Origin of the sequence: Streptomyces sp. NPDC020965 (assembly GCF_044333555.1) — a bacterium.
In the GTDB taxonomy this organism is placed as follows: domain Bacteria; phylum Actinomycetota; class Actinomycetes; order Streptomycetales; family Streptomycetaceae; genus Streptomyces.
On record NZ_JBIRRE010000013.1, the window covers coordinates 149,312 to 171,652 of the forward strand.

A 22,341-nucleotide genomic window follows, 5' to 3' on the forward strand; every position below is an offset into this window, starting at 1 on the left:
GGCCGCCAGGTGGGGCCGCCCCTGGGGTCAGGTGCAGAAACGGGAGAGCCAGTCCGTCTTCCGCGCGTCTGAGGCGACCTGGGCGGGCGGCGGCTCCCGCTCCTGGCGCTCCTTCTCGACCGCCGCCGCCTCGCACCCCTCGCACAGCCCCGGGTGCCACCCCGGGGGCGGTGTCGGATGCGCCTCAGCCGCCTTCCAGCGGGCATCGGTGAACCTCGCCCCACAGCCGTCGCAGGCCGGACGGTGGGCCTCGCGTTCGGCGTGACGTTCCCGAATCTCCCGCAGCTGGGCCTGGTACTCCTCCTGCCGGGCCTCTTGCTCCTGGCATGCGCGGGCGAGGGCGGCGTCGAGGCGGGGGTTGCCGATCGCGTCGAGGAAGGTCTGGTGCGCGGGGCGGCCGAAACGCCGGAAGCATGGCCCGGCTGGGCCGTGCTCGCGGAGGTTGCGCAGGCCGGTCGCCACCATCGGGATCTTCCCGTCGTCGAAGTGGTGGCCGCCGCCGTCAGGGTCCCGCTCCCCCGCCCACAGGTGCCGGGTCAGCTCGGCAAGACGCACGATCGTCCGGTTGGGATCCCGGGCGCCGATGTGGTTGAACACGATCAGGACAGGCGGGTGCTCGTCCTGGCCCGCGGAGACCGGCCAGCGGGTGCGCCACAGCGGGAATTGGCTGCCGGCTGAGTCCTTGGCCTGCTTGCGGAAGAAGCGGGCGTACTTCTCCAGCTTCGCCGCGAGCTCCTCGGCGGTCTCGTGGCAGTTGTCGGTCTCGATGAACAGCAGCGGCACCCCGGCCTGCGGAGCGGTCAGCACGATGTCGGCCTGCGCGCCGCCCTTCCCAGGCACGTTTCACGTCCCGGTGATGAGCAGCGGTATCTCGGTCCAGTACGAGCCGATGGTCCCGACCCCCGGGGGCGCGCCGGCGACGGCCCGGGCCGCGTCGACCGCTTCGGCCGGCTCGCCGGTGAGGAGCTTCAGGTCCGGCTTCGGGCGCAGCATCGCGATCACCGTCTCGTTCACGGCCATGGCGTGGGAGCAGGCCACCGGATGGGACTTGAGCAGGCGGCTGCAGTCGAATGGGCGGGGTGATCCCACTCACCGGTCGGAATCTACAGCTCGAATTCCAGATGGATCACGTCATTGATTCGTACTTCTTCGAGGGAGCCGGCGCGGCGGCCGTCGTCCTGGAAGTACATCTCTTTGAGCGCCTCGGCGGTGATCTCCTTGAGCCGAGCCTCGTCGGCGCCCTGTTCCTTGGCGTCGAAGAGGCGGGCGGTGTGTTGCGGGGGCAGGGCGATGGTGAGGTGTCTGATGCGGTCCTCGTCCGTGGATCCGATGGGTGCCTGGTAGCCCATGCGGGCGTGGATGTTGATGACGATGCCGTCGGTGGTGGCTGCTTTCTTGCGGGCTTTGGCCTTGATCTGGGGCTGCCAGCGGGCCTTCACTTCGCGTTCCATGCGGGCGGCGAGTTCGGGGCGGGGTTTTTTGATCTGGCCTTTCACGTAGCGTTCGACGGTGCGCTGGGAGACTCCGAGCAGTTGGGCGACCGTTCTTGTGCTCCTGTGCTGCTTGACCAGGTATCGCATGCGGGCGCCCGCGGTCCTGGGTGCGGGGCGGGTGAACGCCTTGTGCACCGCGGTGTCGAGCCCGTCGCCGAACTCGCTGCTCATCGCTTTCCCCTACTCGCCGTTGTCGGTGTCGGTGACAGTGCCGTCCTTGATGTAGCGGGCGAGGTTGAGGTCCGGGGCGTCGAACCGTTCGCGGACCTCCTCGCCCCACAGGAGAGGCTGGGTTCCTTCGTGTTTGACCAGGCCGGGGTTGATGCCGAGTTTGAAGCCGCCGGGCAGTGGCGTGCCGTCGCGGTAGGGGAGGAAGTCCAGCGGCGAGGGTCCGTGGGCCGGGTAGACGACGCAGTCGGACAGGATCGCGATCGGGTACTGGCCGGTGAACGCCGCGTGTTTGACGATTTTGCGGTGGAGGTTGATCCGGGTGCGGGCGATGACGGCCGCGCGGATGTCCGGCCGCCACGTCGGGCGGGACAGCGCCCGCCACGGCTCCCCCGGCCGCCAGCCCTCCCCCCGCGGGCGTTCGCGGAGCTTGCCCAGGCCACCCTTCACTGTCGCCTTGATGGCGGAGACGACGATCGCCAGCTCCAGGTCACGGGTGCGGTGGCCGTCCATCCCCGCCAGGAAGTCGGCCGGGGACTGGCTGGCGCCGATGCCGAGATCGGCCATCGTGGCGAGGTAGGCGTCGCGGAGCCGGTTGTACCAGCCGTCCAGGTAACGGCCGTTCTCGTACCGCACCCATGCCTCGGTGGGCCGAACCTCGTAGCCGAGTTCCTGGGCGTAGGCGACGGTGGGCGTCGCGTACCAGGCCGGGCCGGTTGGGCGCTCGCCCTTCGGTGTGAACGGGCTGGGCAGCAGACTGCCGTCCAGTGCCACCCACTCCTTGCCGGCCTTCACCTTCGACAGGTCGACGTGCGAGAGGTCGACCAGCCACGAGCCGGGCAGCTTGGGGTCGAAGACGGGGTTCGTGACGTGGGTGGGCGCGCCGAGGCCGACGATCAGGCCGTTGGCTCCGGCGGCGAAGGCCATGTTGACGTCGATACCGACGAGGTGGCGCAGGGTGCACTCGTCGTCGGTCATCGGCCGCGCCCAGTCGTACGCCTCCTCAAACAGCTTCTCCCCGGGGCCTCGGATGTGGAACCGGGGCAGGTCCTTGAGAACCGGGTGGCCGTCGGGGGCCTCGCAGGGCGCCGGGTCGACCGGGTCCTTCCCCAGGGAGCCGGGGTTGTGCTCGGAGTGCCGGCGCCCGTCGGTGTCCGGGGCGGAGGCGCGGGTCGGCGGGTGGAGGGCGGTCATCAGTTCCAGGCCGGTCACCGCGGTGGAGCCGCGCGGCGTCATCACCCGGGCCGCGTACACGCCCAGGATCCGGGCGAGTTCCGCGGGCGGGAGCTGCCCGGCTGTACCCCAGTGGCGGGTGTCCAGTGCGTTCCACGACGGGATGCACAACTGGACGCAGGCTCGCTCCGATCCGGTCGCGGGGCGGTAGATCCGCGCCCACGGGCCGAAACCGCGCTTGGTCAGCTTCCATTCCGCCCGGGCCAGCTGTTTGATGACTTTGTGTCCCTCCGGGATCCGCCCGGCGGTCCGCTCCTTTTCGGTGAGCGAGACGGGGAGGCCGTACCGCTCCAGCGCGGTCTCGGTGAGCACGAGCAGCGGATCGGCGCTCTTACCGGGACCGGACAGCTTCGGCGCCCCCAGTTTCGCCTCCTGAAGGGTCCAGTCCACCAGCGACGGCAGGGACTTCGCGGGCACGTCCAGGACCAGGCCGCCGGTGCAGTACGCCAGCACCCGCCCGTCGGCGCCGACATCGACGACCGCGAGCGGGCCGTTGGCGAACCGCGGGTCGCCGGCGGCCGGGAGGGCGGTGTTCTTCGCCTCGGGCCTCTTCACCACCGAGCGCCCTGACACCGACGGTGGTCCGGCGGTGCCCGCAGGCTCGGCGTCCGCTGATGCAAGCCCTTGCCGGGGCGGCGGTGAGGAGGCCGTGGGCACATCGACGGTTGACGGAGCCGGCGCGGGGTAGCGCTGGTCAAGGCCGTCGAGCAGCCTGCGGTAGGCCTCAAGGCGCTCTCCCTTCGGCTCCGCGCGGCCTTCCTCCCACGCCTGGATGCTCGGCACGCGTACCCCGAGAGCCTGGGCGACGGCGGCCTGGGTCAGCCCGGCCGCCGCACGCAGCCGGACCCGCTCGGCCGGAACGGGCAGCACGGTGCCGCCGTCGACGGCTGCGAGCAGCGAGTCGACCGCGGTGAACAATTCCTGCGGCTGGTCCGTCATCTTCTGCTGCGCTCCTTCAGCGGATGCCTTGGCGGATTTCTTCGAGGCGGGTCATCAGCCGCTGGTAGCGCTGGGATGCGGCCTGGGAGGAGTTCAGGCCCTGGTGCCGGGCGATCTGCCGCCAGTCCATGCCGCGGCGCCGGGCCTCGATGACCACCTGGGTCTCCAGCCGGTCCAGCTGCTCTCGCATACCCTCGAACAGGACCAGTGCGGCGCCGACATCGGCGGGCGCCCCGCCCGGAGCCTGTCCGTCATCGCCCTGCTCGCCGGTGGCGGCCAGCATCTGCCCGATCAGGGACGCGTCCCGCTCCAACCGGCGCGCGGCTGTGGTGTCGCCGGCGGGTGCGGGGGCCAGTGCGGACAGTCGTTCACGGGCCTGCTGGCGGGAGTCTCGCGGCATGAGACCACCCTACCGCACCCTGACAATGGAACAACGATCCATTGTTTTATTGAAGCTAGGGGGCTGACACGCAGTCCCGGAGATCCGTGACAGGCACAGGATGCCGGCCGGGCCGCGGCCCGGCACAGGCCGGCGCCCCGCAGCAGCCGGTCACCGGTGCCCTCTGCCCGCCCAGGACTCCCCCGCCGTCCCAGCCGACGGATGCAGCGCCCGCACCGCGGTGCGGGTGGTGAGGATGCGCTGGTGGCAGTGGCGCAATCGACCACGGTCCCCCGCGTCCAGGCGAACGTGAACGTGTGAAGCACTGCGGACAGATGGGCCCGGCCTCGGCCTGTCAGTTCGGCGCGTGGTGCCGGGTGCCGGAAGTACCGGCCCGAGCGCGCGAGCAGCAGAAAGCACGCCTGCTCTCATCAGGCGGGAACTGCCGTCTGTATCCGGCCACGCAAACCGGCTGTCGGGCCCGAGCAGAGTCGGCGCGGCGGCCATGAAGGCATGGGTCGCCGTGGGATCGCGCACCGCCGGGAGCGGGCAGCCGCCGGGTTGGGCTGAACCCGGCTGCCAGGTGAGGTTCCGCGCCCCGACGGGTGGTCTTGAGCATGATGGCAGGGCCGGCGGCGGTATCACCGCAGCCTGGGTGGTGGTGTGCCGGCGTCGGGGACCGAGACCAGGGCGCCGGCCGCGGTCTGTGCGTCCGTGAGGGGGTGGGCAGTCAGACCGAGGGCGAACAAGACGTCCGGGTGGGGAGTGGGCTGTTCCCCGGACGGGGCGAGTAAACGCTGGTTGGCCAGACGTGGGATCTGCTCGGCCGGCAGGTCAGTGGGGAAGCCCCCGGCGGTGCGGTGCAGCTGGCTGGTGATGGCGGCGGCCTCGTCTGGGCTGAGGGAGGCGGCGGTGTGGAGGTTATGCCGCTGCTTGGGGCCCAGCAGGCCGGGGCCGGTGGTCAGGTGGATAGTGGTGCCGGTGTGGATGAGCCGGTGAGGGCTGCTGGGCTGTTCAAGATGTGCGGCCAGAGCCGTAGCCGCGTGCTTCAGGCGGTCCGGGGGCCATTCCAGGGCGGAGGCCAGGTCGTCGGGGTGGATGCGGCCCGTTTTCAGCAGGGCGGCGTGCAGCACGGTGGCGTGGGTGGCTGCGCCCGCGCCCGGGCGGGTGGTGTGCTCGGGCTGGAAGAGGAGAGATTGGATTGGGGTGGTGTGCAAGGCGCGGGCGAGGGAGAGCAGAGCTGCGGCGGGGAGGGTGTGGGGCGAGATGGGTTGTCCCAGTCGGTGGTGGGTACGCCGGTCAGTGCGGTCAGTGCATCGTCGGTGGGCCTGCACTCCATGGCACGTGTCCGCAGGAACATCGAGTCGAACGCGGCTCCGGAAACATCGCCGGGTGAAGGGAGCCGGCCGGTCACCGCTGCACTCTCACAAGCCGCGGCAGGATACCGGGGGTGGGCGAGGCCGGGGTGTGCAGGTGCATAGCTGCTGACGCGGCGACCTTGCGCCGCGCCCGCGGCCACGCGCTGAGTAAGGCACTTGCGTGTCTACTCGTTGGCGATGACGGAGTCCACGGCCGGCCCGGGGGAAAGGCCACATGGGGACCGCCAGCAGACGCGGCCCTGCGACGTCTACTGAGATGGAACTCATGAGGTCGTAGGGGCTGACGGCTCGTGGGTCCTGCGATATCCCCAAGGACATGCGATATCCACCGGGAGCCGGGCCGACCGGCCACGGGCCCGTGGCCGGTCGGCTCGGCAGGGCGCGCTCACCATGCTCCCTCGGCCTGGCGAAGCTCACCGAGGACATCGTCGTACCCCGTGCGTCACACGACGTCGGACAGCAGTACGTTCAGCATCGCCTCCTCCTTCACGCGGACAGCCAACTCCGCGAAAGCCAGGGGCAGATCAGGGTCCCAGGGAGCCTCGGTCGGCTGTCCGGCGAGCGGGCGGGCCGTCAGGCCCTGTGAGCGCCGCCGCGCGGTAGTCGGCGGCTGTGTACCGCCAAGGGCGCCAGGGGACGCGGCGCAGTAGGGCGGAAGCGATGCGGGGCCCGCCCCAGTCGAAGTCCCCGTGGTAGAGGAGTGTCGCTCCGCCTTCGTGCAGCCGACGTAGGAGGGCGAGTGCCGCGGCGGAGGGCTGGCCCTGTAGACACATCAGTGGTGCCGAGTGCCGGCCGTGCGCATCGGGCGCCGCTGCGAGGACCGCGGAGTTCTCGCAGATCCTGACGGTCGCGGCGGAGACTTCCGGGGGGCGGATGAGCTGTCGCAGGGTCAGGACGGCCGGCTCACCCGCGTCGGCCATCCAGTCCAGGGCGGGTGTGCCGTGCAGGTTCAGGGTGAGGACGGTGGAGGACAGCTCGTCGCGCAGCAGTCCGGCCGACGCCCAGGCGTCCGGGCTTCACTCGGCGCCCGTGCTGTCGGCGCTGCGTCTGACGTTCGCACCGTGCCGCGGGGGAGGCGATGGAGTTCGCCTCGCGGCCCGGTGCTTTCCGCATGCCGCTCCACGGCCGGATCAGCGGGAAAGTGCAGGTAGGGAGCTGCGAATCCGCCCTGACCAGCTCCCACAATCAGGGCAGACGCCCAGCCACCGTGCTGTGGGCCTCTCTGTGTACCGCCTCGTCGCTCACGTCGACCGACAGCACCGCGACATAGGCGAGCGACGAGCACAGCAACTCCTTCAGCCGGAGCACCACTTCTTCCACGGGCCGAAATGTCAACCACACGTCACTCTGTACGGCTCAATTCCGGGTAGCTTCTCCAGGGCTGGGACTGCAAACGCTTCAGCTGCCGCCTCGTCAGCACGATCCCCGGCCCGGACGTCCACCACCCGACCTCGTCCGTTCGCCAGGCGCACGAAGTAGTCGGGGGCATGCCGACGCTGGCCGTCAACGCCAGTGCGGCCAGAACGGCTGTGACGCGATGCCCGCCACCTGCGGATCGGCGTCCAGAAGGATCAGACCCTCCCGCTCCAGCGACGACTCGTAGCCGACGTGCCCGCGAAGCTCTCCGCCCTTGGGTCAACGGAACGGACGCACCGGCGCCACAGCAGCAGCGAAGCGCACATCCCAGCAAGCCGCAAGCCGCCGCCGAATCAGGACGTCATCCTGGAGGGACCTCAGCTCAAACGAACCAAGCTCCGGATCCGCGTACGCCTCCGCGAGCTCCCCCGCCGCCGCCGCTCCTGAAGTAGGTGTTCTGATCCGTGGTGGTGAGGTGCGCGGGCCTGGACGATATGAGGTGTGGGGGCTGGCGGGACGGCTCGGTGGTTTGGCCGGGTGCGGTGATCCGCTGCCTCAGGTGATGGCGGCTGAGGCGGAATTCTGCTCGGGTCGGTGCAGGTCACCCGGTCACAGCAGGCCGGGCTGCTGCCATGCGGCGCCGAGGACATGGTGGTCGAGGAAGTTGAGGAATGTCTCGTACCACAGACGCGCATGGTTCGGCCTCACAACCCAGTGGTTCTCGTCCGGGAAGTAGAGGTACTTCGCGGGGACTTCGTGCCGCTGCAGTTCCTGGAAGAGCTTGGCGCCCTGCCCGACGGGCACGCGGTAGTCCTTCGCGCCGTGGATGACCAGCATCGGGGTACGGATCTTCGCGACGTTCAAGTGCGGCGAGTCGGCCTCGTACCGCTCGGGGCGGGTCAGCGGGTCGCCGAAGATCCGCTGGAAGTACCAGGGCGCATCGGTGTCGCCCTGAAACATCCGCAGGTCCCACAGACCCGCATGGCTGATGATCGCCTTGAACCGGTCCGTGCTGGTGGCGACCTGGTTCGCCATGTATCCACCGTACGAGCCGCCGGCGAGTGCCGTACGTGAGGCATCGATGTCGTCCCGGGCCTCGGTTGCGTCGGCCAGCGCGATCACATCCGTGTAGGGGCGTCCGCCCCACTGCCCCCAGCCGCGCAGGTGGTTGATCTGCCCGTAGCCTGTCGACAGGGCCGGATCCGGCAGCAGCACCGCATAGCCGCGTGCGGCGAACGGCCACGGGTTCCACCGCCAGGTCCAGCCGTTCCAGCTGAACTGCGGTCCGCCGTGGACGGCGACGAGCAGCGGAGCGGGCTGCTCGGCGGACGCACCCTCGGGCATGACGAGCCAGCCGCGCAGCACGAACCCGTCGTCCGCCTCCGCATGCACCTCGGTGAGTGTGCCGGGCAAGTCCCCGATGCCCCCCGGGGCGGGCAGATGGGCCGGAGTCTGGTCGACGGCGGCGGCGTCTATCCGGACGGGCGTCGGCGGTGTGTCGACCGCGTGGCGCAGGGCGTAGAGCGTCCGCCCGTCGGGGGCCACGGTCAGCGAGCCGTACGCACCCGAAGAGGTGAGGCGTGTGACGCCACCGTTAGGGTCGCGCCGGAAGACGGGCGCGTGCCCCTGTTCGTCGGACGTAAAGAAGAGCGTGTCGTCCACCGGTGAACAGGCCACGTCATGGGGCCAGTTGTCGAACCCGGGCAGCAGGTCCCGCACCGTGCCGTCGGCCAGATCGATCCGGACGAGCGTCGATTCCCAGGGGTGGCTGTACGTCGGGTAGCGCATCCGGCGGCACACGACGGCCGAGCCGTCGTGTGTGAACCGCGGCGCCTCGTAGAGGTGCTCCAGATCACCAACGACGTGGATCTCCTCACCGCTCACCGCGTCGGCCACCACCACGGCAGTGCGGTGTTCGTCCGGGACCCGCCCGGGCACGAACCGGCGGTACGCGACCCGTGTGCCGTCTGGCGACAACGCCGCGTCCCCCGGGTTCTCCAGACCGATTCCCTGCCCACCGGCGACGACCGGTTCCGCGTCGGCACCGGCACGGACGAAGGTGTGCGGCTCCGCCGGACCGAGGTCGTGGTCCCAGGCGCGGGTCGGCCCGGCCTCGTACAGAATCGCGGTGACCTTCGCGTCCTTGCGCGCCGCGCGCAGCTTGCCGTGCACCTCGGCATCGGCGGCGCCCGGCAGTAGCCCCGCGGTGTGGCACAGCGCGCCGGAGTCCCGGGCAACGGTGACCGCGGCGATCCCGCCTGGGTGCCGGGCCACGACGACGGCCTCCCCGCGCGGCGGCAGCGCCCACAGCGCGGCGCCCTCGTCCTCGTCGCCGTCCGCAGCGGCGCGTCCGGACAGGAAGTACAGGGTCCCGTCCGGACCGAACACCGGCCCCGACTCACCCTTGTCGGAACGGGTCAGCCGCAGCGCGTCGCGCGCCCCGGTCGGATCGATCTCCCACAGACCGGACACGAATTGCGTCCCGTCCCCGGACAGCGACTGCACGGCGGCGACAAGACGAGTGCCATCGACGGACAGGGCGAGAGAGCTGACGCGGGGGCAGGCGACGAAGGCGGACAGGTCACGGAAGGTGGACGGGCCACCGGAGGGCTCGATCATGTGGGCGATTGTCGCTCGCGCGCGACGCGACGGCCAGGGAGCCGGACCCGGGCCTCCCGTCACAGACATGAGCGTACGCGCCGTGCGGCAGGGCTATGACTTCTTCTCCCAGGCTGTACTGAGGTTGAGCTCTTTGCGGGTGAGTCGCCTGGTCATGAAGGTGTTGAAGGTCCGGTTGAGGTGGGCTTCAGATTCTCTGAACTATGGACCGGATCTCGTGGGACCCCGCTTGTGGGGTCGTCTCCTGGCTAGGTCATGATGCGGCGATGAGCGTGCAGCATCCTCAGGAAGTTGGCCAGGGGCATGTCGTGGCCCGGTATGTCGCTGGTGAACAGCGATACCTCGAGCTGCTGGGTGGTGGTTTCCTTCATCTCGGGGAGGAGGAGCGGACCTCATTCGCAGCCTCGCTGCAATCCGATTCGCTCCAGGCGAGTGACCAGGAGATCGGTGCACTTTTCGGATACGAATGGCGTGCTCGCCTGACCGCCGCGTGGTTGGTCGGTGTGGCCAGGCGGGTCGAGTGGCGCGAACGTATCGGAAGCCTCCTGCTGGCCAGCGAACTCACCTATGCAGGTCAGGGGTACTGCTTTGCGCTTGCCCGCTTCGGTAGCGCGGAAGATTCGGAGATCCTGGTGTCCTACTTGGACCGGTATCTTCCCCGATGGGAATGCCGGTATGACCAGGAATCCGCACTTGGAGCTCTCATGAGGCTGGACTCCCAGTTGGGCACGAGTCACGCGCAGCGGTTCGTCGGTCCGGACGGCCCTTGGGAACACTGGGTCGATGCACTTACGCATACTCGCGGGACCGCGTCCACGTGGGCGGACGCATCCAGAGAAACAATCGACGCGTGGTGCGGCTTTTGGGACGCCTAATCGATTCTAAGGTTGGACTTGTGACAGTGAGTCGAGGCCGGTGGCCGAAGATCGATCAGGACAGCGGCATCGAGGATGCGGTGCTTCTCATCCTGGAGTGGTTGGGGGAGCAGGGTGTGGGCGCCGCGATCAGTGGTCCGGCTCGCCCTTTGCATGCCTGGCCGGCACACGGCCGAGCTTGACGTAGGCGGGGTACGCCGAGACGAGGGCGACCTGGCGGCGGTCGATGCGACGGCCGCAGCCCTCTCCGCCTGGCGCACCGCGCTGTCGGCCTTGCCTGACAGTGCCCCCGCTCCCGGGCCCTGACCAGGCTCTTTGGCAGACTGTGCGGATGGATGACGATGTGTTTCGCCCGGTGCACCGGGAACCCGCCCCCGAGTTCTACGGCCGGCTGCGGGTGGTGCGGACCGCCGGTCTCGCCCCCGCCCGCTGGCTCGCCGAGCACGGCCCGGCCGAGGGCGACTTCGGGACGGTGGCCGGCGTCGCCGTCCCCGGCTTCTCCGCCTACGCGCGGATCCTGCACCCCGCGTCCCTGGACGAGCGCCCGGTGCGCTGGTCGGCCGTGGCCGCCGCTTACGGCCGTACGGTGGCGCCGACCACCCACTGGCACGAGGTCATCGGTGCGCAGGAGTTCGACCGGAACTCCTCGGACCACGGCCTGCCCGGCGTCTGGGACGAGCACCCGTGGGAGGGCCCGACCCCTCCGGCGATCGCGGAGGTCCTGCTTCCGCTCCTGACCCGTCACACCCGTACCCCCGACCACTGCTGGTTCGGCCTGTGGGAGGGCTACGGATGGCTGGACTTCGACGGCTTCCCCACCTTCGAGACCCCCCACCGGGACCGGGTACTGCTCTCCGGGTCCCTCGCCGATGTCACCTCGCCCGCCACCGGGAACGACGACATCTGGGTCGAACTGCCCGACCTGTGGTGGCCGCAGGACCGCGCCTGGTGCGTGGGCGGCGATGTCGACCTGGTCGGCACCTATATCGGCGGATCCCCGGAACTCATCGCCGAAGTGCTCGCCGCTCCCGGGCTGGAGGCCCATCCGGTGTCCCCCGGCGACCCGGTGAACTGACCGAGGAAGAAGCCCGGCCGCGCGAGTGCCAGGCTGCCGGTGGCGGCCCCCGGCGGCAGGCCCGGAGCGGAAGCGTACTGTCGGCCCAATGAGTTGGCGGAAGGGGGCGCGGAACCACCGCTCCCACCAGGAACATCCCGTGTATGCGGCCCATCCGGGCGGCCCCGTGCAGTCATCGCAAAATGGTTTCAGCGACCGGTTGTGGGCCCTGTCGCTCGCCTCCGCGGGACAGCTCGTGGTCATCGCCGCGGTCGCGTTCGTGCTGTCAGTACGCACCGACGACTACGACGTCGGACACGGCGGCGCGCCCGCGGCCGCCGGCCTGCTGTGCGCGTTGTTCTTCGCCCCGTTCGTGCTGCCGTTCCTGGGACTGCTCCACTCGCTCCTGCTGATGTGGCCCGCCTCCGCGTTGGCCGGGCGCATCAGCGCCGGGGTCGGGGGGAACCACCTCCTCTGGTCCGTGGGACTGTCCCTGGCGCTGGGCGCCGGGTACGCGGGCCTGCTCGGCCCGGAGTGGTGGTGGGCCTCGGCCACCGGGGTGCTGCCGCTTCTCGGAGGCGCTTACGCGCAGCGGCACGGGCTCGGCGGGCGCCGGATGGCGGGGCGGACGACGGCCGCCGCAGCCGTCGCGTCGGTGCTGGTCCTGGCGGCCGGGGCGGTGGCGACGGCGAACGGCCTGATCGAGGAGTACCGGCCGCCGACGCTCACCCCGGCGAAGTACCAGGGCACCTGGCGGGGCGGGATGGGCGCCGAGCTGGTGCTCGGCGCCCACGGAGGGGCCACCGTACGCAACCTCCCCCGCGAAGCCCACGAAGCGGACGACTCCGGCAACGCCGTCTGCGACGGCCCGGCGTCCTGGCGTTTCGAGCCCGCCGACGACACCCACCGGGACCGGGCGGTCATCGAGAACCACGCATGCGGCGAGATGGCGTGGGAGATCACGGGAACGGAGGCCCGGCCCGCCCTGTTCATCCTGCTCGGCGACCCCGACGCCGGTGATGTGCGCATCCTGCACAAACAGCCCGGGTGACAGAACCCCCGGCGGAACCGGCCAGGCGGGACCGATGACCGACCGGCCAGCGAGGAGCCGGTCTGCCCCCAGCCGGGGTGGCCGTCCGCCGGTCGTGTGTCCCAGCGCTTCCAGCACGGGTTTGCAAGTGCGGCGTGACGAGAAGGTCGCGGGCCGGCGCGGGCCAGTTGCACGCCGGGGCCGGAGGTGGTGCTGTCGGGAGGTGTTCATCCCCGGCGATGCGGGCGCGGCTGGCTGCTACAGGCTCGGCTGACGCGAACGGCCCGTGCCGCATGTCGTGTGGCACGGGCCGTCGTTCGGGGCACGGGTCACCGGTCTCCAGGAATCGGGAACAGGAGTCAGGCGGGAGTCAGGAGACGGTCACCGTGGCCAGTCCCCGGTAGAAGGTGTGATCCGACAGCTTCAGGTACTTGCCGGCGGAGTCCTTCGCGGCTTCCTCCGGCAAGCGCGTGATGATCGTGCGTACGGCGTCCTTGAAGTACATGGGGAGGGCGTCGCCGCTGAGCGTGGCGTGTGCGGTGGTCTCGGAGAAGAAGATGTAGTCGATTTTGCTGTTGCGCTGGTCGCCCACCAGCGGCGACACGTCAACGATGGTCGACTCGCCGGTCCGGCAGCTCGTGGCGGGGGCGACACAGTCCGGCTCCGGCAGGTTCCAGTAGGTGTTGTCGTCATGGTCGGCCTCGTAGAACCTGCCGATGCCCCCGCCCGGCATGGCGCCGGCACGGTAGAAGCTGTCCAGGGCCGGGGTCTTGTTCGGCTGCGGGAGCGTGTTGAAGTCCCCGCCCACCACGACGACCTTGCCGGCTGCGATGTCCTCGTCGAGTTCGGAGGCGAGGCGCGCCGCCTGCGCGACCCGGGCCCGCTCGTTGACCTGCGTGGCGTCGGGGTAGGCGCGCAGGTGCACGCTGCAGCCCTTCACCTTCCCGGGGACGCCGACGAGGGCCACGTCGTGGCAGAGGGCGTTGAACGTCCGCGCCGGGACGACCGGGCTGCCGTCTTCCTTGATCTGGTACTGCTCGCCGCCAAGGGGGATCTCGTCCTTGGCGCCCAGCGCCCCGCGGGCGCCGACGACCTGACCGATCCAGCAGCGCTTGTCGTCGTTGGCCGGGTCGTTGTCCGTGTTCACCGAACAGTCGGACACACCACAGCCCGTGTAGGTGGTGAGCAGGGGCGTGAAACCGAAGTCGTAGGTGCCCTGGTGCGTGGTGTCGAACCACTCGTACTGCTGCCAGCACACCTCCTGCAGCATGACCAGGTGCGGGGCGAAGTCGTTGATCTCTTTGGTGATGTGGTTGAGCTTGTCGGTGCCGCCCTTGTTGCACAGACCGCCGCACATGTTGAAGGTGACCGTCTTGAGCTGGACCTCGGTTCCGGGCCCGGCGTCGGCCGGCTCCGCGTCCGTCACCGCCGCACGGTCGGGCCGCAGCAGGTCCGCCCCGTTCTGGGCCAGGCCCGCCATCAGGACGACGGAGAGTGCGACCACGAAGGCCGCCAGGATCCCACGTATTCTCATCGCTTCCCCTGTATCGAAATCGGCAGGGCGATGATCCTAGAACGGCCTGTGAGCATGTCACGTTCGGTGGGGCCTGGCTGGGACTGTCCGGCGTATCAACGTGGAGCCAGAATCTGGTGGCTTTGGTGTGGTGGTCGCCCGCCTGTTCCCGAGGGCGGTGATGCCTCCGCCTTGGGCCCACGACCGGCGGCCTGGGGGCGTGACCTCCGGGAGTGGTCTACTCGGCTGCGAAGAGTGAGGTGAGGACGGTTGCGGACGCGAGAGCTGTCATCGCCCGGTGGACGGCGGCGTACAGACGCTGTCGCGCCGCCGGGGCGGCCACAGGCTGGACGGGCAGAGGCTGGACGGGCAGAGGCTGGACGGGCAGAGGCTGGAGGGCGTCCCGCCCTTCCGCGGCTTCCACCAGTCGCACGGCCGCTCCCGCCGGGGGGCACCGATCTTGGCCGGGGGTTCCGGTCTGCGACCGGAACCCGGTCAACGGCACCCTGCAGCAACCGGACCTACACCCGCACGACGATGGTGCGCCATCAGGGGGCCGCGCCGGCGTTCGCCTTGGACCTGACCGGCTGATCGTCTACACCGTGTTCAATCCTGTCCGCGCGTGACGAGGCGCGGGGCGCCGGATGCGGCGTACTTGTCGGCGGAGAGTCGGGCCGTGACTTGCCGCGGTGGCGGCACGGGCGAACGGTCTGGCCGCTTGGGGCGGACGAAGTCCCCCCCGCCGGGGGGGCTCAGGCGGAGGCTTCGGTCAGGAGGGTGAGATCCTCGCCGGTCAGGTCCAGGTCCGCCATCGCGAGCAGGGCGGGGAGCTGTTCGGTGGTGCGGGCGCTGGCCAGCGGGGCGGTGACCGTGGGGCGGGAGGCGAGCCAGGCGAGGGCGACTGCCGCCAGGTCGGTGCCGCGGTCCCCGGCGACGGTGTCGAGCGCGGCCAGGACCCGCTGGCCGCGTTCAGTGTCCAGATGAGCCGCCGCCGTACCGGAGCGGACGCTGTCCACGGTGGCCCCGGGGCGGTACTTGCCGGTGAGGAACCCGGCGGCGAGCCCGAAGTAGGGCACGGCGGCGATGCCGGCCCGGGCGGCGGTGTCTTGGAGAGGACCCTCGTAGGTGTCGCGGGAGACCAGGTTGTACTGCGGCTGGAGCACGGTGTAGCGGGTCAGCCCTTCCCGGTCGGCGAAGTCCAGTGACTCCTGGAGGCGTTCGGGAGTCAGGTTGGAAGCGCCGACCGCGCGGATCTTCCCCGCGCGCACCAGGCCGTCGAGTGCGGTGACGATCTCCTCGACGGGGACGGACGGATCGTCGAAGTGGGTGTAGTAGAGGTCGATGTGATCGGTGTTCAGCCGCTTCAGCGATGCCTCGGCCGCCGCCTTGATGGTGGTGGCGGACAGCCCCTGGTAATCGGGATGGGAGCCGCCCTTGGTGGCGACGACGATGTCGGAGCGGTTGCCGCGCGCGGTGAGCCACTGGCCGATCAGGGTCTCCGACTCACCGCCTCGATGGCCCTCCAGCCAGGCGGAGTAGGCGTCGGCGGTGTCGACGAAGTTGCCTCCCGCCGCGGCGTACGCGTCGAGGACGGCGAAGGTGGCCGACCTGTCGGCGGTCCAGCCGAAGACGTTGCCGCCCAGGGCGAGCGGGAACACATCGAGCCCGGAGGTGCCGAGCGGACGCAGAGAGGTCATGGAACGGCACTTAACACTACTTAGGTCAACATTTTCTGCATTTACGCGTTGGGAATCTGGTTCGGCGCCTACTGGTGGGCTCTCCTGATCAACTGCCGCCGGTGGCTCGTGAACTCCAGGCTGCTGGTGACCGTGGCTTGAACTCCTGGGACGTATCGGTTCCCTGCCTGCTCGTTGCGGAGCCGGGTGGTGGTCTTGTCGTGGTCCGCGACGACGGGGGCGGACATCTCCAGGCTTGCTGTCGGATGGCGACGCTCCGGGCGACTGCGGCCGGGACGCCGACTTGGTTGAGGAGTGCGCGGCCAGCTCCGCCGACGGGTGGGGGCCCCGCTCTGCCGACGGGTGAGCAGTGCGGCGCGGTCGTCGGCGTGCTGGGCAATTTCATTAGGCAAGTCGGCTGTCGGGATCGACGGGCACTGCCTCTGTGCCTGGCACCGTCTTGGTCGTAGTGGGTCGCCTGGTCGGGCGCTGCCGTTGCCGACCTCCGGTGTGGCGAGATCCGAGCAGCGCGAGTGAGTCGGCGTCTGCGCTCCCCGGCTCCGCGGTTCCGCGGTTCCGGCCAGCAGATACTGCCCTGGTGTTGCCTGGACCTCGAATGCCTGGTAGGCGAGGGTGATCCGCCCCACGTCCGGGTGGTTGAACACCTTGGTCTTGCTTCCCAGTCCGCTGACCCGGTGGTCGCGCCAGAGAGCCGCGAATTCCTGGCTTTCGGCGAGGAGTTCGACAACCAGGGTGGTGATCTCGGGATCGTGCTGGTCGTGGCCGGCAGCCAGCCGCAGCGCCTCGACCGTGTCACGGGCGACCGCATGCCAGTCGGCAAACAGCTCCCGGGCGGACGGGTCGCGGAACAGGGTACGGACCATGCTGTGGCGGTCGGCCAGCGGTGCCAGCAGCGCGTCGGCGAGGGCGTTGGAGGCGAGGACGTCCAGCCGCCGGTTGACGATGCAGGCGACGGCGGTGGGGAAGGCGTCCATCGGCCGCATCAGGCCGGGGTCGACACGGTCCTGATCAGGGGGACGGGAGCGCGGTTCGGTGTTCGGGGTCAGGCCGGCCAGGCGGTAGGCGTGCCGGTGGGCGTCGTCCTCCAGCCGTAGCGCGCGGGCGATGGCGTCGATCACCTGGCCCGTCGGATGTCTCTCCCGGCCCTGCTCCAGCCGTTCGTAGTAGTCGGCGCTGACGCCGGCCAGGACGGCCACCTCCTCGCGGCGCAGTCCGGCGACCCGCCGCGCACGGGTGGCGGCCAGCCCGACATCGTCGGGCTGGAGCAGGGAACGGCGGGCGCGCAGGAACTCTCCCAGATGGTTACCGCTCATCCGGCCAGAACATGTCGCCCCGGGCCTGGTCGGTGGTCATCTTCCTGGGTGCCGTACACCTGGGAAGGACCGGCCTTCCTCCCTTGCACGGAAGGGGCGACAGTGCACGTCATGAACGCGATCCCCGAGCCGGAATCCACCGGCTTCACCCTCACCATCGGCGGCGCGGCCGTGGCCGCGCCGCCGACCTGCCCGGTCGTCAACCCGATCGACGAATCCGTCGTCACCCACGCCCCGTCCTGCTCCGCCGAGCAGCTCGACCAGGCCGTCTCGGCCGCCCGCAACGCCCTCCCGGCCTGGTCGGCGACCTCGCAAGTAAGGTCGCCCCGAGGCGCGGCTCTCCCCTGCCCCTGCCCCAAGAGGCGGGCGGACAGGCAGCGGGCGGGGCGGCGGATTTCCCCGGCCGGTCACGATCGTTCGCTGCACGGTGAACGGTGCCGGGTCGCGGTAGTCGGCGGCCTGCAGGACGACGGTGCCGGTGAAGGTGTCCGGTCCGGGCAGGGCGGGGCGGTGGGGGCGGCCGAACGACCCGGCCCGTGCTGACAGTTCGGCATGGGCGAGTCTCCGCTTGCCGCCGTCCGGGGACGTCAGCCGCGCGGTGCCGGCATCGCCGCCAGCAGTTCGCGGGTGTACGGGTGCCGGGGAGCGCCGAGGGCCTGCTCGACATCGCCGTACTCGACCAGTTCTCCGCGGTGCAGTACGGCCACCCGGTCGCAGAGGGCCCAGGCGAGCCCGACGTCATGGGTGATGAACAGCAGCCCGATGCCGTCGTCGCGGCGCAGTTCGGCGAGGATTCCGAGGACCTGGGAGCGGATGGAGACATCCAGTGCGGAGACCGGTTCGTCACAGATCAGAGCCTCGGGGCGGAGTGCGACGGCGGCGACGATCACCACCCTCTGGCGCTGGCCGCCCGAGAGCTGGTGCGGGTAGCGGTGCCAGTAGCGCTCGACCGGGTCGAGTCCGCAGCGTTCCCACGACATCGCCTACGCGGGTCAGCTCACTCTGGGCGCAGAGTCCAGCAGCACGGCAACGGACAGATAGCTCGATGCGAAGGAGAAGTAACGAAACTCAACATCGAACGCGTCGACGAACTCGGTGAAGGCGCGGTACTCATGCTGGCGCCATCCAGGATAGTTGAGGAACTCATCGAAAACGATCATCGAACCTGCCCGCAGCCGTGAGGCAAGTCCGAACAGGGCCGTGTGGGCGCTGGAGTACAGGTCCGAGTCGATGTGGAGCAGAGCAACGGGAACGTCGGTGCCGGCCAGGTACTTCGGCAGCGTGTCCTCGAACAGGCCGATGTGCAGCTTGGCATTGGAGGGAAGGTGACTCGGCCGCTTCCCCTCCGTACTGTAGGTGCCGCTCGGACTGTCGTGGGTCCAGTCCTCGGGCAACCCCTTGAACGAGTCGAACCCGTGCACAGTGCGTTCCTTGAACTCCTCACAGAGGACGGCCAAGGTCTGACCACCCATAACACCGAATTCGAGCACGTCGCCGTCCATCGCCACCGAGTCACAGGCGTGCCGGAGGAGGTCTTCTCGCCCTCCGAGGTTCTGCGCCGACGCGAAATTCTCCTCCAAGAAGCGGGCGGCGTCTATTACTGACAAGATCTTTGCCATTCGCGCATAGTCAGTCAGCAGGCTTGCGATGTCCGTGCCGCGAAGGTCTGGAAACTGGCTCCTCAGCTCTGGTAGTACGGGTTGCAGACCTTTGGCAACGCCGTCGTCCATGTTCCTCCTCGACTCGATTCGTGAACAGCACGGTACAGATGGCCGTACCGCGCGACAATGGTGAGCGAGTAATGGTGCACACACAGAAAGTCTGTATGTGCCGTGCACTGGTCCGAGTTCCAACAGGCCCATTACATCAACAAGAGCGAGTCGACTCCCCCCTCGATGAGCAGGGATCTGGCCAGCACTGGCTCCCGCGCCAATCGGCTGCGGGCCAAGATGACGTGCGGGCCGGCCGCTTGTGGCCGCCTGGTCCAGCCGTCCCGTTGACAGGACAGCCGCACCGTTGAGCCGCTACCGCCGCGCTACCCCCGGCAAGAGGTGCTTTCCGGTTCACCGCGCGTATCGGCGCAGGGTACATTCCATGGCGATCAGAATCGGAAACCCCGGATGCAAGAGCGAGTGCGGTAAATCGACGCTGCCCAGATCTCCCGTCTGCATCGGTCGACCGGCTGAACTGACTCGTATGTGCTGTGTTCGGCGGTGTCGTAACTGTCGTCACGCGCCCACCAGGGATTACGGGATAGCCCATAGCCGCGGCAACCCACCCCCGGTCCCGCCCCGCAAGGGCCCTCCCATCGGCGGGAGAGGTCACGTACGGCAACCGCTTGCTCGTACCGGCACCGGATCTGTCTTGACCGGCTGATCCGCTTCCGTGAACGTGGAAATAATTCGACGACGTCAGAGGCGCGCAGGGCAACGAGGGGAATCGGCGTGGGAGACACCGGCATGGACACGGACGTGGTGATCGCGGGCGCCGGACCGACGGGCTTGATGCTCGCCTGCGAACTGCGCCTGGCGGGCGTCGACGTGGTGGTGGTCGAGCAACTCGCGGAGCGGACGGGCGAGTCGCGAGCCGGTGGAATGCACTCCCGAACCCTGGAGGTGCTGGACCAACGCGGAGTCCTGGACCGCTTCCTGGCGGTCGGCGACCTGACACCGGTGGGCCACTTCTCCGGGCTCATGCTGGATTTCGATGGGTTGGAGTCCAGGCACCCCCTCCCGCTGATGATCCTGCAGTCCGTCATCGAGCGGCTGCTGGAGGAGTGGGCCGCCGACCTCGGCGTGCGGGTGCGCTGGTCGTACGAGGTGAACGGGGTCCGCCAGGACGAGGCCGGTGTGACGGTCGAGCTGCGTACGGCGGAGGCGCCCTCCGCGACACTGCGCGCCCGCTACCTCGTGGGCTGCGACGGGGGACGCAGCGCCGTGCGCAGGCTGTCAGGGATCGCCTTCCCGGGCACCCCGGCGACAATGACCGCGCTGATCGGCGATGTCGAACTCCCCGAGCTGTCCGAGGACTACATTTGGGCGCGGCGCTGCCCGGGTGGCGACTATTCGGCGATCGCCTTCGAGCCGGGCTGGCATCGGGTGATCACGTCCGAGTACGACCGCGTCGCGGACCGCGACGAGTCAGCGACGTTCGAGCAGCTCCGGCAGTCACTGGTCAGGCTCGCGGGCACCGACTTCGGCATGCACAGCCCCCGGTGGGTCTCTCGGTTCGGCGACGCCGCACGGCAGGCCGCCCAGTATCGGGAAGGCCGGGTGCTGCTCGCGGGCGACGCGGCGCACATCCACTTCCCGGCCGGCGGGCAAGGGCTGAACCTAGGAGTGCAGGACGCGGTCAACCTCGGTTGGAAGCTCGCCTCAGTGGTGCGCGGTCAGGCGCCGGAGGGCCTACTGGACAGCTACCACGCCGAGCGCCACCCTGTCGGGGAAGGCGTTCTCCAGAACACCCGGGCGCAGGCGGCCCTGACCCGCCCAGGTGCCCAGACGGACGCGCTGCGCGACGTGTTCGGCTCGCTCCTGGTGTTCGACGACGTCAACCGGCATCTGCGTGGCATGCTCACCGCACTGGACATCCGATATCCGGCCGACGGCAACCACACGCTGGCTGGCCGTCGAGTCCCCGACGCCGACCTCAAGACGCCTGACGGCGCGAGCCGCATCTACGAACTGCTGCACGCCGCCCGCCCCGTCCTCCTCGACCTGCGCGGCAATGCCGAGCTGGCGATGGTCGTCGAGGGCTGGGCCGATCGCGTCGACCTCGTCGAAGCGCGGAGCGTGCAGGACCACTGGCCCGTCCCGAGCCGCGGCGACATCGCCGCTCCCGCCGCGCTCCTCATCCGCCCGGACGGGCACGTCGCCTGGGCGTCCGCCACCTCCGGCGCATGGGACACCTCGGCGCTCCGGACCGCCCTCGCCACCTGGTTCGGCCCGGCCCTGCAGCGGTGAGACACCCGCCCGACACGACCGATTCATGAAGGCGAAGCCCCGCGCTCGTCGCCGTCCGAACCGTCTTCGACTGCGGAGCACGTGAGCTCCCCAGCGCTGTCCGGGTTCGGCCCCGCAGGGCCGGACGGGCGTAGGGGTCCAGCCGTTCACCCGTGCGGAACTGAATCGCCACCTGCGGTGAATGCCCTGCTGCGCGGCACGCGTCGGCGGACCGTCAGCCACAGCCGACGCACTTGCCGCACTGCGAGCGCGAGAGCACTGGAGTCGCGGCGGCGTCACGTCAACGAACGGCGAACCCGCGGAGGAAGCAGATACCTCACGTCCCGGTTGTGTTCACCGAGAATGCCGGCACAGCGGATACAAGCCGACCACCTACCCTCTTTTGATCCCTGCTGACACGCGCAAACTCACCACGAATTCGAATCCATGCGGCCATCATTTCTCTTTCCGTATCCGGCAACTGTTTTATGGTGACGGTTCCTTCCTTCATTGCGCCGGCGACAATGGCGAGCCATGCTGGAGAACCTGACTGTCTCGTCGACAGGACAGCACGACGGTTTCATCCATTATCCGCCGCATCCTCGCAGCGCCCCATGGCCTCGACGCCGAAAAGTTCTTTCTTTCGCCACACCATGAAAGGTGAATGCCGTATGTTCGTCCCCAGCCACTACCGGCCGCCGGATGTTTCATGGATGGTCGATCTGATGCGTGGGAATCCTCTCGCGCTGATGGCAAGCAACGGAAAACCCGCTGACGGACCGTTCGCCACCCATCTTCCGGTCATCACTGACCCTCGGTGGGAGGGACTACCTGCTGCGGACCTGACCGATGTGCCTTTGCTCGGCCACATGAACCGAGCCAATCCGCACTGGGCGGCACTGGACACCGGGTCGGCCATCCTGCTGACGTTCACAGGTCCGCACGCTTACATCTCACCCACGGTCTACGACCTTACTCCGGCTTCCCCGACCTGGAATTTCACCTCGGTGCACGTGCACGGAATAGTAGAGAAGATCGAGTCGACGGAGGAGACGCTCGGTGTCGTGCAGGCGACGGTGCAGGTGCTCGAAAAGGAAGTCGGCGACGGCTGGGACATGAGCGAATCCATCGACTATTTCCGCAAGATAGTGCCTGGCGTGGGCGCTTTCCGTGTCCGAGTAACCAAGGCCGAGGGCATGTTCAAACTCAGCCAGGAACAGTGCCCCGAGGTTCGAGAGCGGGTGATGCAGTCGTTCGCAGGGCGCGGATGCACGCGCCACGCGCAGACGGCGGATCTCATGAACCGCCTGCCATGACGGCCTTTCCCGTGACGCGGGGCCCGTACCCCCTTG

At 69.4% G+C, this 22,341-nt stretch carries 21 protein-coding genes and 1 pseudogene; 7 read left to right on the forward strand and 15 right to left on the reverse strand.

What is annotated here, in order from left to right:
- Positions 1–27: 27 nt before the first annotated feature.
- From ACH4S7_RS31860 to ACH4S7_RS31885, 6 genes are all read right to left on the reverse strand, one after another.
- Positions 28–840: a hypothetical protein gene (locus ACH4S7_RS31860; protein WP_398524835.1), complete on the reverse strand. Its 813-nt coding sequence runs from the start codon at positions 838–840 to the stop codon at positions 28–30.
- 3 nt (positions 841–843) lie between these two features.
- Complete coding sequence (locus ACH4S7_RS31865) at positions 844–1,020, reverse strand: hypothetical protein (RefSeq protein ID WP_398524836.1); 177 nt, start codon at positions 1,018–1,020, stop codon at positions 844–846.
- 83 nt (positions 1,021–1,103) lie between these two features.
- Complete coding sequence (gene tpg / locus ACH4S7_RS31870; RefSeq protein WP_398524837.1) at positions 1,104–1,664, reverse strand: telomere-protecting terminal protein Tpg; 561 nt, start codon at positions 1,662–1,664, stop codon at positions 1,104–1,106.
- A 9-nt stretch (positions 1,665–1,673) separates the two neighbouring features.
- Positions 1,674–3,833, reverse strand: coding sequence for a telomere-associated protein Tap (gene tap / locus ACH4S7_RS31875; RefSeq protein ID WP_398524838.1), 2,160 nt, complete (start codon positions 3,831–3,833; stop codon positions 1,674–1,676).
- 16 nt (positions 3,834–3,849) lie between these two features.
- Positions 3,850–4,233 carry a hypothetical protein gene (locus ACH4S7_RS31880; RefSeq protein ID WP_398524839.1) on the reverse strand — a complete coding sequence of 128 codons (384 nt, stop codon included), beginning with the start codon at positions 4,231–4,233 and terminating at the stop codon, positions 3,850–3,852.
- 620 nt (positions 4,234–4,853) lie between these two features.
- Entirely contained in the window at positions 4,854–5,429 is a 576-nt protein-coding gene (locus tag ACH4S7_RS31885) for a hypothetical protein (protein WP_398524840.1), read from the reverse strand.
- A 266-nt stretch (positions 5,430–5,695) separates the two neighbouring features.
- Between ACH4S7_RS31885 and ACH4S7_RS31890 the strand changes: the two are divergent.
- Positions 5,696–5,860: pseudogene (locus ACH4S7_RS31890) on the forward strand (aminoglycoside phosphotransferase); the annotation flags it as partial.
- A 173-nt stretch (positions 5,861–6,033) separates the two neighbouring features.
- On the opposite strand, the gene ACH4S7_RS31895 reads toward ACH4S7_RS31890, so the two are convergent.
- From ACH4S7_RS31895 to ACH4S7_RS31910, 4 genes are all read right to left on the reverse strand, one after another.
- Complete coding sequence (locus ACH4S7_RS31895) at positions 6,034–6,093, reverse strand: hypothetical protein (protein WP_398524893.1); 60 nt, start codon at positions 6,091–6,093, stop codon at positions 6,034–6,036.
- A 22-nt stretch (positions 6,094–6,115) separates the two neighbouring features.
- A complete protein-coding gene (locus ACH4S7_RS31900) occupies positions 6,116–6,511 on the reverse strand; it encodes a DUF2399 domain-containing protein (RefSeq protein WP_398524841.1) in 396 nt (131 codons plus the stop codon).
- 265 nt (positions 6,512–6,776) lie between these two features.
- On the reverse strand, positions 6,777–6,911 hold the full coding sequence (locus ACH4S7_RS31905; RefSeq protein ID WP_398524842.1) for a hypothetical protein: 135 nt from the start codon (positions 6,909–6,911) through the stop codon (positions 6,777–6,779).
- Between the two features lie 645 nt (positions 6,912–7,556).
- Entirely contained in the window at positions 7,557–9,566 is a 2,010-nt protein-coding gene (locus tag ACH4S7_RS31910) for a prolyl oligopeptidase family serine peptidase (protein ID WP_398524843.1), read from the reverse strand.
- Positions 9,567–9,832: 266 nt separating this feature from the next.
- Here ACH4S7_RS31910 and ACH4S7_RS31915 point away from each other — a divergent pair, with 266 nt between their 5' ends.
- The 3 genes from ACH4S7_RS31915 to ACH4S7_RS31925 all read left to right on the forward strand — a co-directional run bounded on the left by ACH4S7_RS31915 (position 9,833) and on the right by ACH4S7_RS31925 (position 12,546).
- Positions 9,833–10,441, forward strand: coding sequence for a DUF6000 family protein (locus tag ACH4S7_RS31915; protein WP_398524844.1), 609 nt, complete (start codon positions 9,833–9,835; stop codon positions 10,439–10,441).
- Positions 10,442–10,772: 331 nt separating this feature from the next.
- Positions 10,773–11,516, forward strand: a complete 744-nt coding sequence (locus ACH4S7_RS31920) for a hypothetical protein (RefSeq protein ID WP_398524845.1) — start codon at positions 10,773–10,775, stop codon at positions 11,514–11,516.
- Between the two features lie 88 nt (positions 11,517–11,604).
- Positions 11,605–12,546: a hypothetical protein gene (locus ACH4S7_RS31925; RefSeq protein WP_398524846.1), complete on the forward strand. Its 942-nt coding sequence runs from the start codon at positions 11,605–11,607 to the stop codon at positions 12,544–12,546.
- Between the two features lie 349 nt (positions 12,547–12,895).
- On the opposite strand, the gene ACH4S7_RS31930 is transcribed toward ACH4S7_RS31925, so the two are convergent.
- The 3 genes from ACH4S7_RS31930 to ACH4S7_RS31940 form a co-directional block, all read right to left on the reverse strand.
- Positions 12,896–14,059 (reverse strand): endonuclease/exonuclease/phosphatase family protein, encoded by a 1,164-nt coding sequence (locus ACH4S7_RS31930; RefSeq protein WP_398524847.1) that lies wholly within the window; start codon positions 14,057–14,059, stop codon positions 12,896–12,898.
- Between the two features lie 731 nt (positions 14,060–14,790).
- Complete coding sequence (locus ACH4S7_RS31935; RefSeq protein ID WP_398524848.1) at positions 14,791–15,735, reverse strand: aldo/keto reductase; 945 nt, start codon at positions 15,733–15,735, stop codon at positions 14,791–14,793.
- 68 nt (positions 15,736–15,803) lie between these two features.
- Complete coding sequence (locus tag ACH4S7_RS31940; protein WP_398524849.1) at positions 15,804–17,048, reverse strand: helix-turn-helix transcriptional regulator; 1,245 nt, start codon at positions 17,046–17,048, stop codon at positions 15,804–15,806.
- A gap of 111 nt (positions 17,049–17,159) precedes the next feature.
- Here ACH4S7_RS31940 and ACH4S7_RS31945 point away from each other — a divergent pair, with 111 nt between their 5' ends.
- Positions 17,160–17,591 carry an aldehyde dehydrogenase family protein gene (locus tag ACH4S7_RS31945; protein ID WP_398524850.1) on the forward strand — a complete coding sequence of 144 codons (432 nt, stop codon included), beginning with the start codon at positions 17,160–17,162 and terminating at the stop codon, positions 17,589–17,591.
- A 44-nt stretch (positions 17,592–17,635) separates the two neighbouring features.
- Here ACH4S7_RS31945 and ACH4S7_RS31950 read toward each other — a convergent pair whose 3' ends face one another.
- Both ACH4S7_RS31950 and ACH4S7_RS31955 read right to left on the reverse strand, forming a co-directional pair.
- Positions 17,636–18,028: an ATP-binding cassette domain-containing protein gene (locus ACH4S7_RS31950; protein WP_398524851.1), complete on the reverse strand. Its 393-nt coding sequence runs from the start codon at positions 18,026–18,028 to the stop codon at positions 17,636–17,638.
- 12 nt (positions 18,029–18,040) lie between these two features.
- Positions 18,041–18,778, reverse strand: coding sequence for a TylF/MycF/NovP-related O-methyltransferase (locus ACH4S7_RS31955; RefSeq protein ID WP_398524852.1), 738 nt, complete (start codon positions 18,776–18,778; stop codon positions 18,041–18,043).
- Between the two features lie 729 nt (positions 18,779–19,507).
- On the opposite strand from ACH4S7_RS31955, the gene ACH4S7_RS31960 reads away from it, so the two are divergent.
- The gene (locus ACH4S7_RS31960; protein WP_398524853.1) at positions 19,508–21,010 is read left to right on the forward strand and encodes an FAD-dependent monooxygenase; all 1,503 of its coding nucleotides are present in this window, start codon (positions 19,508–19,510) and stop codon (positions 21,008–21,010) included.
- Positions 21,011–21,660: 650 nt separating this feature from the next.
- The gene (locus ACH4S7_RS31965) at positions 21,661–22,305 is read left to right on the forward strand and encodes an FMN-binding negative transcriptional regulator (protein ID WP_398524854.1); all 645 of its coding nucleotides are present in this window, start codon (positions 21,661–21,663) and stop codon (positions 22,303–22,305) included.
- The last annotated feature ends 36 nt before the right edge of the window (positions 22,306–22,341 follow it).

Coding starts and splice junctions, on each gene's coding strand:
- ACH4S7_RS31865 (WP_398524836.1), bottom strand. CDS start 1,020: ATGGCCGTGAACGAGACGGTGATCGCGATGCTGCGCCCGAAGCCGGAC.
- tpg (WP_398524837.1), bottom strand. CDS start 1,664: ATGAGCAGCGAGTTCGGCGACGGGCTCGACACCGCGGTGCACAAGGCG.
- tap (WP_398524838.1), bottom strand. CDS start 3,833: ATGACGGACCAGCCGCAGGAATTGTTCACCGCGGTCGACTCGCTGCTC.
- ACH4S7_RS31880 (WP_398524839.1), bottom strand. CDS start 4,233: ATGCCGCGAGACTCCCGCCAGCAGGCCCGTGAACGACTGTCCGCACTG.
- ACH4S7_RS31900 (WP_398524841.1), bottom strand. CDS start 6,511: ATGGCCGACGCGGGTGAGCCGGCCGTCCTGACCCTGCGACAGCTCATC.
- ACH4S7_RS31910 (WP_398524843.1), bottom strand. CDS start 9,566: ATGATCGAGCCCTCCGGTGGCCCGTCCACCTTCCGTGACCTGTCCGCC.
- ACH4S7_RS31915 (WP_398524844.1), top strand. CDS start 9,833: ATGAGCGTGCAGCATCCTCAGGAAGTTGGCCAGGGGCATGTCGTGGCC.
- ACH4S7_RS31920 (WP_398524845.1), top strand. CDS start 10,773: ATGGATGACGATGTGTTTCGCCCGGTGCACCGGGAACCCGCCCCCGAG.
- ACH4S7_RS31925 (WP_398524846.1), top strand. CDS start 11,605: ATGAGTTGGCGGAAGGGGGCGCGGAACCACCGCTCCCACCAGGAACAT.
- ACH4S7_RS31930 (WP_398524847.1), bottom strand. CDS start 14,059: ATGAGAATACGTGGGATCCTGGCGGCCTTCGTGGTCGCACTCTCCGTC.
- ACH4S7_RS31935 (WP_398524848.1), bottom strand. CDS start 15,735: ATGACCTCTCTGCGTCCGCTCGGCACCTCCGGGCTCGATGTGTTCCCG.
- ACH4S7_RS31940 (WP_398524849.1), bottom strand. CDS start 17,048: ATGAGCGGTAACCATCTGGGAGAGTTCCTGCGCGCCCGCCGTTCCCTG.
- ACH4S7_RS31945 (WP_398524850.1), top strand. CDS start 17,160: ATGAACGCGATCCCCGAGCCGGAATCCACCGGCTTCACCCTCACCATC.
- ACH4S7_RS31950 (WP_398524851.1), bottom strand. CDS start 18,028: ATGTCGTGGGAACGCTGCGGACTCGACCCGGTCGAGCGCTACTGGCAC.
- ACH4S7_RS31955 (WP_398524852.1), bottom strand. CDS start 18,778: ATGGACGACGGCGTTGCCAAAGGTCTGCAACCCGTACTACCAGAGCTG.
- ACH4S7_RS31960 (WP_398524853.1), top strand. CDS start 19,508: ATGGACACGGACGTGGTGATCGCGGGCGCCGGACCGACGGGCTTGATG.
- ACH4S7_RS31965 (WP_398524854.1), top strand. CDS start 21,661: ATGTTCGTCCCCAGCCACTACCGGCCGCCGGATGTTTCATGGATGGTC.